This window comes from Leifsonia sp. YAF41, assembly GCF_052113185.1.
Classification (GTDB): Bacteria; Actinomycetota; Actinomycetes; order Actinomycetales; family Microbacteriaceae; genus Cryobacterium.
This window is the reverse complement of record NZ_JBFRCS010000001.1, coordinates 61,476-73,492: the sequence shown is the minus strand read 5'-3', so window position 1 is coordinate 73,492 and position 12,017 is coordinate 61,476. Positions and strand designations below refer to the sequence as shown.

The following is a 12,017-nucleotide window of genomic DNA, read 5'->3' as shown; positions in this document are numbered from 1 at the left end:
AGAGGAAACCAGATGCCTGTAGAAGCAATCGACAACACCCAACGCTCGAGCATGTACGCCGGAAACATGCCGGCCGCGCCGAAGCAGACCCTCGATGGCGATGTCTTCATGCAGCTGCTCGTCACCCAGCTGCGCAACCAGGACCCGAGTTCGCCGATGGACACCAACGCCATGATCGCCCAGACCACCCAGCTGGCGATGATGGAGCAGATGACGTTGATGACCAAGACCACCGATGAGAATTTCGGGTTGCAGATGCGCACGGCCGCCGCGAATCTGATCGGCAAAGAGGTGAGCTACACGGATGCCGACGGCAAGACGATCACCGGCACGGCCACCGCGGTCTCCTACCTCGGCAGCGTTCCGAAGGTCACAGTCGGTGGAGTCGACGTGGCGCTCGACAAGATTTCCGGCATCACCACTCCGACCCCCACGCCTCCTCCGACCCCTCAACCGACGCAAGTCGAAACCGAAAGGTAATCATGCTTCGTTCGCTCTACTCCGGCATTTCCGGACTTCGCTCGCACCAGACCATGCTCGACGTCACCGGCAACAACATCGCCAACGTCAACACTGTCGGCTTCAAGTCATCGGCCGTGCAGTTTCAGGACACCCTCTCGCAGGTCGTGAAGAACGGCACCGGCGCACAGGTTGAGGCCGGTGGCACCAACCCCGCCCAGGTCGGACTCGGTGTGCAGGTTGCCGCGATCTCGACCAACTTCGCGCAGGGTTCTGCGCAGGCGACCGGCAAGGGCACCGACCTGATGATCTCGGGCGACGGCTTCTTCCTTGTTCAATCGGGCACCGAAACGCTGTATACCCGCAACGGCGCCTTCGATTTCGACAAGCTGGGCCGTCTCGTCACCGCCGATGGGTCGTTCGTGCAGGGTCGCACGGCGGATGCCAATGGCAAGATCCCGGTCGGTGGTGCCGTCGGTAACATCAGCCTTCCGTTGCAGACCACGATCCCCGGCAAGGCGACGACCACGGCAGAACTGGGTGGAAACCTTCCGGCCGAGGTTGCCGCCGGAACCGTCTTGAGCCGTGAGATCACGGTTTACGACGCCGTCGGAAACGAAACGAAGCTGGATGTGACGTTCACCAAGACCGCCGCTGGCTGGGATGTCAGCGATGGCACGGCCGCCGGCGCTAAGACACCGATCACGTTCGATGCCGCCGGTAACCTCAGTGCGCCGGTCGGCGGTCTCATCACCCTCGGCGGAGTCCAATTGGACCTCACGAAGGTCACCGGTTTTGCGAAACTGACCACGATCGCGGTCAATAGCCAAGACGGCAAGAAGCCCGGCACGCTGACCGCATACACGATCTCCGGCGACGGAACCGTGCTCGGTACGTTCAGCAACGGCGAAACCCGTTCCATCGCACAGATCGCGATGGCCACCTTCGCGAACCCCGGCGGACTGGAGAAAGCCGGCGGCTCGACGTACCGCACCAGCGCGAACTCGGGCGATGCGGTGCTCGGCGCCGCCGGCGGCCCCGGCTTCGGCAAGCTGGCCAGCGGCTACCTCGAGATGTCGAACGTCGACCTCTCGCAGGAGTTCACGAACCTGATCGTCGCCCAGCGTGGGTTCCAGGCCAATGCCCGCATCATCACCACGTCCGACGAGGTGCTGCAGGAGCTGACGAACCTCAAGCGCTAAGCGGGGGAGTCCTTCCGAACAGCTGTGGCCCCGGCGATTCGCCGGGGCCACAGCTGTTCCCGACGTTTCTCAGGCGGCAGGCGAATCCGAGTCGGTGCCCGAGGCGGGGTAACGCTGGAGGAACAAAGCGAGGCTGAGCGCCAGCGCCTGAATCTCGCTCGGATGAACGCTCTCGTTGGGCGCATGAATAAGTGCGAGGGGTTCCTCGACCCCGAGCAGCACGATCTCCGCGTCGGGGTAGGTGTCGGCGAACACCGTGCAGAGCGGGATCGATCCGCCCTGACCCAGAGTCGTCATCGGTCGTCCGTAGGCCTCGCGCATCGCGTCGGCCAGTGCGTGATAGGCCGGCCCTCCGGTCGGCGCCTCGAACGGTGAGCCGGTGCCCTCAGTCTCGACCGTGACGCGCGCGCCCCACGGCGCCGCCGCATGCAGATGATCGGTCAACGCCGATTCGGCGTCGGCGATGGCGATACCGGGCGGGATCCTCAAGTTCAGGCGTGCGGCGGCACGGTGCACGATCGCGGCCGTCGAACCCACCACCGACGGGCAATCGATACCGAGGATGGTAATGGCCGGCCTGGCCCAGAGCATGTCGGCAACCGCGCCGTCGCCGAGCAACTCGACCCCGTCGAAGACCCCCGCGTCCGCCCGGAATTGCTCGGCCGGATACGGTTCGCCGGTCCATGTCTCGGTGTTGTCCAAACCTGCGATCGTTGTGTTTCCCCGGCTGTCGCGCAGGGTCGCGAGCATGGTAACCAACGCGGCGAGGGCATCTGGTGCGGCGCCACCGAACATGCCGGAATGCAGTTCGGACGCCATCGTTTCGACGGTCACCACCACGTTAACCAGGCCGCGCAGCGTGACGGTCGCGGCAGGATGTCCGACCGCGGCGTTTCCGGTGTCGCAGACCAGGATGGTGTCGGCCCGCAACAGCTCGGAGTGCTGCTCCACGAACGCCTCCAGCCCCCCGGTGCCCTGTTCCTCCGACCCTTCGACGACGAGCTTGAGGTTCACCGGCAGAGCCTCGTCACCGAGCACCCGCAGCGCGAGCAGGTGCGCGAGGATGTTTCCCTTGCAGTCCGCTGCGCCCCGTCCGTACCAGCGACCGTCCACCTCGGTCAGCGTGAAGGGCGGCGTGCGCCACGCCGAGTCGTCGAGGGGCGGCTGCACGTCGTAATGCGCATAGAGCAGAACGGTGGGGGCCTTCGGGTCGGGGCCGGGCCGAGATGCGACCACGGCACTGCTTCCGTCCGGTGTCGGCTCGAGGTGAGCGTCGGCGAAACCGAGAGCGGTGAACTTGTCAATGACCCACTGCGCCGCTCGTGTGCACTCTTCCGGCGGAAACTGGCGCGGGTCGGCAACCGACCTGATGGCAACGAACTCGGCGAGTTCATCCTTCGCGGCCGGAAGCAACTCGGCGATTCGGGAGCGCAAGTCCACGAGCTACTGATCCCCGGTATCGGTGGTCGTCAGGCTATCGACGAATTCCTGGAAACCAGCGAGCTCCTCCGGGCAGTACACCTCGATGACCATCAGCTGCCCCTGCACCGCGAGGCTCTCGGCGATCACAGGGCGGGTTCCTGGCCCCCCTGACCCGTTGGTGAGCTGGCCGAGGGCCAACGCCTGGCTCAACGAGCTGTTCGGGTCGGCACACATCGCGCCGCCATCGTCGCCGAAAACCCGGATGATCTGGTCTCGCGACGGAGCCGTTGCACCGGTCGCCTCGATGTTTGCGATTAACTGGTCGGCCTTCTCTGCGGCCCGTGCCGTCTCATTCGCCGCACGGAAGGTGAACAGTCCGATCGTCGCGAGAACGATGAGCAGGACCGCGGAGATGATGTAGGTGATCGATCGCCCCCGTTTGGTTGACGACTCCTGCACGGTGCTCATGGCTGGGTCACCTCCGGCTGGGTGGGCTGCTCCGGCTGGTCGGGCTGATCTGGCTGCTCGGGTTGCTCTGGCTGCTTCCAGGAGGGCTTGCGAAGCCGGTAGAAGATAAATGGCACGAGGAGGCCGAGCCCGAGAGCCCCGCCCGCCACGATGATGAAGTAGACGATGGGATTTTGGCCACCGAACTGCGACGGCGGAATGAATCCGACGAGGATGGCGGCCAGGGAAGCGGCGAAACCCACACCGGCCAGACCGATGAGCATCGGTGCCCGGTAGCCGCGCGGGTGGTCAGGGTCGTTTCGGCGCAACCGGATCGCAGCCACGAACATCAGCAGGTACATGATCAGGTAGACCTGTGTGGTGATCACGGAGAAAATCCAATACGCGCTCGAGACATCCGGGATCAAGGCGTATCCGAGTGCAATCACCGTCGTGACAAGGCCCTGGATCACGAGAAGGTTCTGTTGCACCCCGTTCTTGTTGAGCTTCTGCAGGAACGGGGGCAGGTAGCCTTCCTCACGCGAGATGAGGAGCAGACCCTTAGAGGGGCCGGCCAGCCAGGTCAGCATGCCGCCGAGTGAGGCAGCGACGAGCATGATCCCGATGATCGGCGTCAGAGCCTGCAGGTTGAATTGCGCGAGCACCTCATCGAACGCCTGCATGACCCCGGCGGTCAAGGACAGCTCCTCGGCGGGGACGATCCACGAGATGGCCAGTGCCGGAAGGATGAAGATGAGCAGCACGAGCCCCATCGCCAGGAACATCGACTTGGGGTATTCCTTTGCCGGGTTCTTCAGCGAGGACACGTGCACCGCGTTCATTTCCATGCCGCTGTAGGACAGGAAGTTGTTCACGATCAGCACGAGGCTCGCCAGTCCCGCCCACTGGGGGATCAGGTTCGAGGCGGTCATCGGCGCGGCCGACGGGTTTCCCTGTGCCAGGAACACCGATCCGAGGAAGACGAGCAAGGCGCCCGGGATCAGCGTCCCGATGATGAGGCCGCCGCTGGCCAGGCCGGCCACGCCCTTCGTGCCCCGCGACGAGACGTAGACGCCGGACCAGTAGAACACCACGATCACGAGAGCGGTCCAGACGCCGCTGCTGGCCAGCGCCGGGTTGAAGACATAGGCCAGGGTGCTCGCCACGAACCCCAGAAGTGTGGGGTAGTAGAAGATCGTCATCGCGAACTGGCACCACACCGCCAGAAAGCCCATCGGCTTGGAGATGCCGGCCGCCACCCACTTGTACACCCCACCCTCCCAGCCGGAGGCCAACTCTGCCGCGACAAGTGAGGTCGGGAGGAGGAAGATGATCGCCGGAACGAGATAGAGGAAGATCGCGGCCAGTCCATAGACAGCCATCGTCGGGGCGGGCCGCAGGCTCGCCACCGAGCTGGTGGTCATCAGGGCCAGGGCCACCCAGGAGATCAGAACGGCGGGGGGAGCTTTCGGCTTGGCCAGAGCCCGATCGATGCCGCTCACGGCAGCCACACCTTGCAGTGTGTGTTGAGCGCCGACATCATCGCATCTCGAACGCGATACTGCCTGGCCTGAGACTCGACGATGTGTATCACGTTGACCGCCTCCAACCGCATCACTGCACTTGATACAAGGATTATGCATCGAAGCAGTCGCCGCGGATACCTCATCGGGAGGCCGGGCTCTCGCGCTCGCGATGGGTTCGGGTGCGCTTCCAGAAAAGGTCGGCACCCAGCGCCAGCAGAAGGATTACGAGCAAGGTGACGGTGGTTTTGGGCTCGTTCACGAGCGTGGTGGTGCAGAACACGACGAACGTGCCGAGCGTCGCCCCGAGGGCGATGATGAGCACAAAAAGGTTCGCCCCCGTCTCTCGATGCACTCTGAAATGCGCGGTCGTCACGGCGGAGAAAATGAGCAGAGCGACCGCGCTTCCGAGCGACGCAATACTGTTCAGGTCGAGCGCGAGCACCATCACCACCGTGAGTCCGGCCATCACCAGCAGGCCGACCGGCGCCTTCCACCGGCCGACGGATGTGCCGAACACCGGCGGGAACTGACCGACCTGGGCGAGGTGCTGGGTCATCCCCGTTGACGGGTAGAGGCTGGCGTTGACGGCGCCAGCCGTGGAGAACAATGCGGTGATCACCATCAGCACATAGCCGAGCTGGCCCAGCGTTGGCTTGGCCGCCTCGGCCAGTGCCGTGGCGCCATAGGCGACGACCTGGTCGGCGGTGAGTGTTCCGAACACGCCCAACGACACCGCGACGTACACCGTTGTCGCGATCAACAATGCCAGGTACATGGCGCGCGGCAACTGTCGTGCCGGATCAGGGAGATCCTTCGCCGTGAAAGTGATGACACCGAAGCCGAGAAAGGCGAAGAACGTCAACGCCACGCTCGCGATGATCTCGCGGATGCCGGGGTAGCCGGCCGGGTCAAGGAGAGTGGGGTCCCAATTCGCGATGGTGACGATCGCGAAGACGCCGAGGATGGCGAGAACCACCTTCACAATCGCCGACTGTACCCGGGCGACCGCCGTCGAACCAACCACGTTGAGCACGGTCATGACGACGACGAGCGCGACCGCGAACAGAGTGGCCACAGTCGGGTTGTCGTCGGCGACGACGGCGCTGGCGTAACCGCCGAATGACGATGCCACCATCGCCGCAACGATTGCCCCTGTCACGTAGAACAGCCAGGAGACGATTCCCGTGATGTGCCCCTCACCGAACCCGCGGGCGAGATACGCGAGCATGCCGCCGCCGGAGGGATACGTGGCACCGAGCTTTGCGAATGAGTAGCCCTGCAAGGCGGCGATGGCGCCGGCGATGAGGAACGACAGCCAGACGGCCGAGCCGGCGACGGCACCGGCCGCTCCGAGCAAGGCAAAGATTCCCGCCCCGACCATCGAGCCCACGCCGATGAACGTTGACTGAAGCACAGTCATCCGCTTCGGAACCGCGGTCGACATTGCAACCTCCCTACGGTCAGTGCGCCCGCGCACTCGGACTTGCGGTGAGAGTATCACCGGCCGAGCGACGGGCCGATGGGGGCTTCACGAGGGGCGACCCAGCGGATGTCGGCATTCTCGCCGCTCACACCTGACGAATCGGGCCGAGCAGCCGACAGTGAATCCGAAGTCATCACATCGCTAGCTAACTCGAGGACAGAATGATCGTAGTCACCCGGCTGAACAACAGTCACTTCGCGGTCAATCCTGACCTCATCGAGCGGATTCACGAGAATCCCGATACGACGCTCGTGCTCGTCGACGGGTCGACCTACATCGTGACTGAATCTATGTCAGAGGTCATCGACAAGATTGCCCGCTACCGGGCCAGAGTGATCGCCCTCGCCAGCCAGGCCCCTGAACCGTCGAACACGGGCATCCGTCATCTCGAGGCGGTTCCCGCCGACGAGCCCAGGGAACCGAGGAGAAGCTAATGGATCCCGCAACAATTATCGGCCTCCTTGTGGCCTTCGGCTCTCTCTACGCCATGATCACCATTGAGGGAGCGCACGTCTCGTCGCTGCTTCTTCCCGCACCGATGGTGCTCGTCTTCGGCGCCACAATCGCCGTCGGTCTGGCCGGTTCAACCTTTGCGGACACCATGGCAGCGTTGAAGGCGCTGCCGCACGCCTTTCGAGGCAAAGTGGAGAAGCCCAAGCAGGTCATCGACCAGATGGTCGGCCTTGCCGACACCGCGCGCAAAAACGGTCTGCTTGCCCTGGAACAAGAGGCGGCAGGCGTCAAAGATCCGTTCCTCCGGAATGCCCTTCAGAACATCGCGGACGGAACCGACGGCGAAGAGCTGCGGCTCCTGCTCGAAGACGAAGTGATCACCACTTCTAAGTCGAATCGCCAGTCGGCCAAGTTCTTCAAGGCTCTCGGCGGATACGCTCCCACCGTCGGCATCATCGGTACCGTTGTGTCACTGACCCACGTTCTGGAAAACCTCGACAAGCCGGCCACCCTCGGCCCGTCGATCGCAGCGGCATTCGTCGCGACGCTGTGGGGTCTGCTCTCGGCCAACTTCATCTGGCTCCCGATCGGGGACCGGCTCGGACGGCTCGCCGAGCTCGAGACCGAACGCATGACATTGATCATGGAAGGCGTGCTCGCAATTCAATCGGGCAGCCAGCCCCGACTGCTCGGCGAACGTCTGGCCGCGATGGTGCCGAAGCCGGCCTCCAAATCGAAGCAGAAGGCCGCGAAAGTTGACATGCCCCGTAGCGAGGCAGCGTGAGTTCCTCCCGTCGCCGTCGCCGCGATACCGGGCACGAAGAAGTTCACAATGATGAGCGCTGGATGGCGTCTTACATGGACATGGTGACCGTACTTCTGTGCATGTTCATCGTCTTGTATGCGATCTCCACCGTGGATTCTGAGAAGTTCGACAAGCTTCAGGCCTCGCTGGCAACAGGATTCGGCACGGAGGCCGGCGAGACAGTCGACACCGCTTCCGGCGTTGTCGTGAAACCCGAGGACATCGGGAAACAGGGCGACCTGTACAAAGCGGCGATTCAAAACAACAATGTCGACCTGGCCAAGAAAGAGATCACCGATCTCAAAGCGATTCGCGACAGCATGTACAACGGCTTGCAGGCCCAGGGTCTGGCCGATGCCGTGCAATTCCAGATCACCGAGCGCGGATTGACGGTCGGACTCATCGGTGCTGAGACCTTCTTCTCGGGTAACAGCGTGGAGATGACCGACAAGGCGCTCGCGATTCTCGGCACCATCGCCCCGGTTCTGGCGGGAATCCCGAACGAAGTCTCGGTCGAAGGCCACGCCGACCCGGTCGGCAGTTCCGGCGTGTACCCCACCGACTGGGAACTCTCCAGCGGACGTGCCACTCAGGTGGTGCGCTACTTCGTCGAGCGGGGCGGGGTCGCCCAGGGTCGGGCAGCAGCCGTCGGGTTCGGCTCGGCTCGCCCGAGCGCCGAGGGAGAAAGCTCACACAATCGCCGCGTCGATGTGGTCGTGCTATCCAAACAACCCGACGCCGTGCGCGCACTGATTCCTGGTCTGCTCGCTGCGGAAGACTCTGCGGCGATCGGAGCGGCGGCGGGCGCCGGAGTTGCTGCTGCTGCGCCCACGAAATAGCGTCGGCGAAGCGAGCCAAAAACGATTGGGCAATCGGTCAGCGATTTTCTAACCGAATTCCGATCCGTGCCGATTGTGAACGCTGATGACCACCCGGAGCGAAGTGAAGACACCAATGCCGTCGACGGCTAAGGCCGCGGAGGTCTATGACTTCCGGCGTCCGACCACGCTCGCCAGAGAGCACTCCCGGGTTCTCGAACTCGCGCTGGAGACTTTTGCCCGTCAGTGGGGAACCCAGCTCACTGCCAAGGTGCGCGTGCGATCGCAGGTCACGTTCGAGTACGTGCTCATGCACACCTATGACGAGTACGCCGCGTCGCTTCCGGCGACCACCGCGATGGTGCTGCTGGCCGTTGACGGCCACGAGTCGAAAGCAGTGCTTCAGCTTCCCACCACGGCGGCGCTGTCCTGGTTCAGTCACATGTTGGGCGGCACCGGCGCGCACGACGAGTCAGAACGTAAGTTCACCCAGATCGAGCAGTCGCTGCTGCGGAAGCTCATGGCCGACGCCATCGACGATCTGCGCTACTCATTCGGCCCGCTGCTCGCCAATGACATCGTCGTTGACAGCATCCACCACAACTCCCAGTTCGCTCAGGCTGCGGCGACATCCGAACTGATGATCGTTGCCAGCTTTACCGTGCAGGTCGGGGAACGCGCGGCGAAGACGACGCTCGCCATTCCCGCCGATATTCTGCTGGGGCAGCTGGGCGCGGCGAACCCGGTCGTTGCCCTCGTCGATGCGTCGGAACTGCTGCTCGCCCAGGTCTCTCACGTTCCCGTCGAGGTATCGCTGCAGTTTCCGGAAAAGAGCATTCGCCCGGCAGACATCCTGGCCCTCGCGGTCGGCGATCTGATCAGTCTCGGTCATGCCAGCCACAAGCCGCTCGACATCGCCGTCGACGGACACTCACTCGCGCGGGCCGCTGTCGGAGCCACGGGCACCCGACTCGCATGCGTCATCACTGATATCCAGGAGAAGAACTAATTATGCCGAGCACCACCCTGCATGCCGACGCCGCCGCCGCGCTGGCCGCACTCATCCCGAACGGCGCCGAGTTGCGTGCAGCGCCGCGGAAGACGAACATTCGCTTCGGTTCCGAGGTCTCCGGGGCCGTGCAGGCGACCGTTGTCGGCTCGCTGTCGGCAGACCTGGCCGTGGCATTGGTCGACATTGAGCCGCTTGGCCTGGCGACAAGCGAGGGGGCGACAAGTGTCGCCATCAGCGACATCCTGCGCCCGTCACTCGAGGCGGCTGCAGCGACACTCGGGCACGGCGTGCTCGGTGCCGCCCGCGTCGACGACGCCGCAGACCTGTTCAATGACACCGACACGACCGTCTTCACCCTGCAGGACGGCGACGAAACCGTCGGTTGGTTCGCAATCCGCGTGCGCGAGAACCTGACGGCCAGCCGGGTCGTGTCGACCGAGCCCATCTCGGGAAAGCTCGGACGCATCAACAACGTTGAGATGACCTTGACGGTCGAAATCGGGCGCACCCGGATGTCGGTACGCGATGTGCTCGCTCTCGAGCCCGGTGCCGTCGTCGAACTCGACCGGTCTGCGGGAGCACCGGCAGACATCCTGCTGAACGGCCGACTGATCGCCCACGGCGAGGTTGTCGTCGTCGACCAGGACTACGCCGTGCGCGTGACGAAGATCATGGACGTACCGGACAGCCTCAGTTAGTGGACACCGTCTTCCTGGCGCTGCGGGTCATCGTCTCGCTCGCCGCTGTTCTCGGCGTCATCTGGTACGCGCACAAACGGTTGACGAAATCGTCGCGCGCCGCACAGGTGGCCAACCCGATCAGAGTCGTCTCCCGGCAAGGTCTGTCGCCGAAAAGCTCAGTCGTGATCATCGAGGCTGAGGGCAAGCGGTTCGTGCTCGGCGTCACCGAGCAAAGCGTCAACGTGCTCTACGAACGTGACAGCGACCCGATGGTCACCCTGCAGCCTGCCGAGAACTTCGCGCTGGCTCTGGCTTCGGCCAGCGACAAAGAACCACTGGGCGCAGCACCACTGGGCGCAGCACCGCTCGACGCCGCACCACTGGATTCCCCTCCATCGGGCGCTGACCTGCTCGGTGCTGACGGGCAACCCGGCCGTCGCCGCGACCTTATTCGTACACCCGCAACGCAAGGAATGCTCCGCGGGTCAATTCTTTCGGCAGAGACATGGAAGCTCTCCTTCGCCGCCCTGAGGCAAGGACTGAAATAGTGCCATTCACCAGGGCGCTGGCGCCCAGGTCGAACACTGTGCTTCGGACAGACACCATGCTGCCTGCCGACCGTGCGCTGCGGAGTGACCGCGTGCTGCGCTGGGCAATGTATGCGGCGATTGTGCTGATTGCCGTCTCAGCGATCGTCATGCTGAATGCGGGGCCGAGCTTTGCTGCCCCTGGCGATCCGGGCGAGCCGATCGGTCCGACCACGCCCGGCGGTGCCGGAGGCGTTTCGCTCGAGATCAACGGGCCGGACGGCACTCCATCGTCGGCGATCGTGACCTTGATCGGGATCACGCTGCTCTCCGTCGCGCCGGCATTGCTGCTGATGATGACATCCTTCACCAAGGTCTTCGTGGTCTTGGCGATGGCACGAAACGCCCTGGCCCTGCCGTCGATCCCCCCGAACCAGGTTCTCGCCGGACTGGCGATGTTTCTCACGCTGTTCATCATGTGGCCGGTCCTGACCGAGGTGAACACCCTGGGGGTTCAGCCGTATCTCGCCGGCACCTTGGATTTCGCCGACGCCATCGCCGCCGGTTCAGCACCGCTCCGCGAGTGGATGCTGCACTTCACCCGTGAGGAAGACCTGGCGCTGATGTTGCGCGCAGCCGGTGCGGAGAACCCGGACAGCGTCGCGAATGTCGACCTGATCACCTTGGTGCCCGCCTTCATGATCTCGGAGCTCCGCGCCGCGTTCATCATCGGGTTCGTGATCTTCATCCCGTTCCTCGTCATCGACCTCGTCGTCTCCGCGGCGCTGATGTCGATGGGCATGATGATGCTCCCGCCCGTGATGATCTCATTGCCGTTCAAGATCTTGCTGTTCATCCTGGTCGACGGCTGGGCGCTCATCCTCACGTCGTTGATTGAGAGCTATCAATAATGGACAGCAGCGCCGTTCTCGACATCGGCTTGCAGGCACTCATCGTTGCCGGCAAGCTGGCCGCTCCGATGCTCATCACCGCACTCGTGGTGGGCTTCGCAATCTCGCTCTTCCAGTCGATCACCCAGATTCAGGAGGTGACGCTCTCCTTCGTGCCGAAGGCGATCGCCGTTTCCATTGCCCTGGTCATCACCGGGCACTGGATGATCGCCGAAATCGTGTCGTTCACCCACGCCATGTTCGACAAGATCCCCGCCTTGCTTGGTGGCTGA

At 63.8% G+C, this 12,017-nt stretch carries 14 protein-coding genes; 10 read left to right on the top strand and 4 right to left on the bottom strand.

From position 1 onward, the window contains the following. Positions 1–12 precede the first annotated feature (12 nt). Both AB4Y63_RS00355 and flgF read left to right on the top strand, forming a co-directional pair. Positions 13–480: a flagellar hook capping FlgD N-terminal domain-containing protein gene (locus tag AB4Y63_RS00355; protein WP_441789038.1), complete on the top strand. Its 468-nt coding sequence runs from the start codon at positions 13–15 to the stop codon at positions 478–480. Between the two features lie 2 nt (positions 481–482). Continuing rightward, entirely contained in the window at positions 483–1,661 is a 1,179-nt protein-coding gene (flgF, locus tag AB4Y63_RS00350) for a flagellar basal-body rod protein FlgF (protein WP_441789037.1), read from the top strand. A gap of 69 nt (positions 1,662–1,730) precedes the next feature. On the opposite strand, the gene AB4Y63_RS00345 is transcribed toward flgF, so the two are convergent. The 4 genes from AB4Y63_RS00345 to AB4Y63_RS00330 form a co-directional block, all read right to left on the bottom strand. Next, the gene (locus tag AB4Y63_RS00345) at positions 1,731–3,101 is read right to left on the bottom strand and encodes a dipeptidase (RefSeq protein ID WP_441789036.1); all 1,371 of its coding nucleotides are present in this window, start codon (positions 3,099–3,101) and stop codon (positions 1,731–1,733) included. A 3-nt stretch (positions 3,102–3,104) separates the two neighbouring features. Beyond that, the gene (locus AB4Y63_RS00340) at positions 3,105–3,551 is read right to left on the bottom strand and encodes a hypothetical protein (RefSeq protein WP_441789035.1); all 447 of its coding nucleotides are present in this window, start codon (positions 3,549–3,551) and stop codon (positions 3,105–3,107) included. Continuing rightward, positions 3,548–5,032: an APC family permease gene (locus AB4Y63_RS00335; RefSeq protein ID WP_441789034.1), complete on the bottom strand. Its 1,485-nt coding sequence runs from the start codon at positions 5,030–5,032 to the stop codon at positions 3,548–3,550. Before AB4Y63_RS00335 ends, AB4Y63_RS00340 begins: the two co-directional genes overlap by 4 nt. 163 nt (positions 5,033–5,195) lie before the next feature. Next, entirely contained in the window at positions 5,196–6,500 is a 1,305-nt protein-coding gene (locus AB4Y63_RS00330; RefSeq protein ID WP_441789033.1) for an APC family permease, read from the bottom strand. Between the two features lie 200 nt (positions 6,501–6,700). On the opposite strand from AB4Y63_RS00330, the gene AB4Y63_RS00325 reads away from it, so the two are divergent. The 8 genes from AB4Y63_RS00325 (at position 6,701) to fliQ (ending at position 12,017) form a co-directional block, all read left to right on the top strand. After that, positions 6,701–6,973, top strand: a complete 273-nt coding sequence (locus AB4Y63_RS00325; RefSeq protein ID WP_441789032.1) for a flagellar FlbD family protein — start codon at positions 6,701–6,703, stop codon at positions 6,971–6,973. Beyond that, entirely contained in the window at positions 6,973–7,776 is an 804-nt protein-coding gene (locus tag AB4Y63_RS00320; RefSeq protein ID WP_441789031.1) for a motility protein A, read from the top strand. The genes AB4Y63_RS00325 and AB4Y63_RS00320 overlap by 1 nt, the downstream gene beginning before the upstream one ends. Beyond that, on the top strand, positions 7,773–8,636 hold the full coding sequence (locus AB4Y63_RS00315; protein WP_441789030.1) for an OmpA/MotB family protein: 864 nt from the start codon (positions 7,773–7,775) through the stop codon (positions 8,634–8,636). The genes AB4Y63_RS00320 and AB4Y63_RS00315 overlap by 4 nt, the downstream gene beginning before the upstream one ends. 115 nt (positions 8,637–8,751) lie before the next feature. After that, on the top strand, positions 8,752–9,624 hold the full coding sequence (locus tag AB4Y63_RS00310) for a flagellar motor switch protein FliM (protein ID WP_441789029.1): 873 nt from the start codon (positions 8,752–8,754) through the stop codon (positions 9,622–9,624). Positions 9,625–9,626: 2 nt separating this feature from the next. Next, positions 9,627–10,325 carry a flagellar motor switch protein FliN gene (gene fliN / locus AB4Y63_RS00305; protein WP_441789028.1) on the top strand — a complete coding sequence of 233 codons (699 nt, stop codon included), beginning with the start codon at positions 9,627–9,629 and terminating at the stop codon, positions 10,323–10,325. After that, the gene (fliO, locus tag AB4Y63_RS00300; RefSeq protein WP_441789027.1) at positions 10,325–10,855 is read left to right on the top strand and encodes a flagellar biosynthetic protein FliO; all 531 of its coding nucleotides are present in this window, start codon (positions 10,325–10,327) and stop codon (positions 10,853–10,855) included. The genes fliN and fliO overlap by 1 nt, the downstream gene beginning before the upstream one ends. Positions 10,856–10,962: 107 nt before the next feature. After that, entirely contained in the window at positions 10,963–11,745 is a 783-nt protein-coding gene (gene fliP / locus AB4Y63_RS00295; RefSeq protein ID WP_441789323.1) for a flagellar type III secretion system pore protein FliP, read from the top strand. Continuing rightward, on the top strand, positions 11,745–12,017 hold the full coding sequence (gene fliQ / locus AB4Y63_RS00290; RefSeq protein ID WP_441789026.1) for a flagellar biosynthesis protein FliQ: 273 nt from the start codon (positions 11,745–11,747) through the stop codon (positions 12,015–12,017). Before fliP ends, fliQ begins: the two co-directional genes overlap by 1 nt.

Excerpts from the sequence above, each read along its gene's own strand:
- flgF (WP_441789037.1), top strand. The coding sequence starts at position 483 with ATGCTTCGTTCGCTCTACTCCGGCATTTCCGGACTTCGCTCGCACCAG.
- AB4Y63_RS00325 (WP_441789032.1), top strand. The coding sequence starts at position 6,701 with ATGATCGTAGTCACCCGGCTGAACAACAGTCACTTCGCGGTCAATCCT.
- AB4Y63_RS00355 (WP_441789038.1), top strand. The coding sequence starts at position 13 with ATGCCTGTAGAAGCAATCGACAACACCCAACGCTCGAGCATGTACGCC.
- AB4Y63_RS00320 (WP_441789031.1), top strand. The coding sequence starts at position 6,973 with ATGGATCCCGCAACAATTATCGGCCTCCTTGTGGCCTTCGGCTCTCTC.
- AB4Y63_RS00330 (WP_441789033.1), bottom strand. The coding sequence starts at position 6,500 with ATGTCGACCGCGGTTCCGAAGCGGATGACTGTGCTTCAGTCAACGTTC.
- fliP (WP_441789323.1), top strand. The coding sequence starts at position 10,963 with ATGTATGCGGCGATTGTGCTGATTGCCGTCTCAGCGATCGTCATGCTG.
- fliN (WP_441789028.1), top strand. The coding sequence starts at position 9,627 with ATGCCGAGCACCACCCTGCATGCCGACGCCGCCGCCGCGCTGGCCGCA.
- AB4Y63_RS00310 (WP_441789029.1), top strand. The coding sequence starts at position 8,752 with ATGCCGTCGACGGCTAAGGCCGCGGAGGTCTATGACTTCCGGCGTCCG.
- AB4Y63_RS00340 (WP_441789035.1), bottom strand. The coding sequence starts at position 3,551 with ATGAGCACCGTGCAGGAGTCGTCAACCAAACGGGGGCGATCGATCACC.
- fliQ (WP_441789026.1), top strand. The coding sequence starts at position 11,745 with ATGGACAGCAGCGCCGTTCTCGACATCGGCTTGCAGGCACTCATCGTT.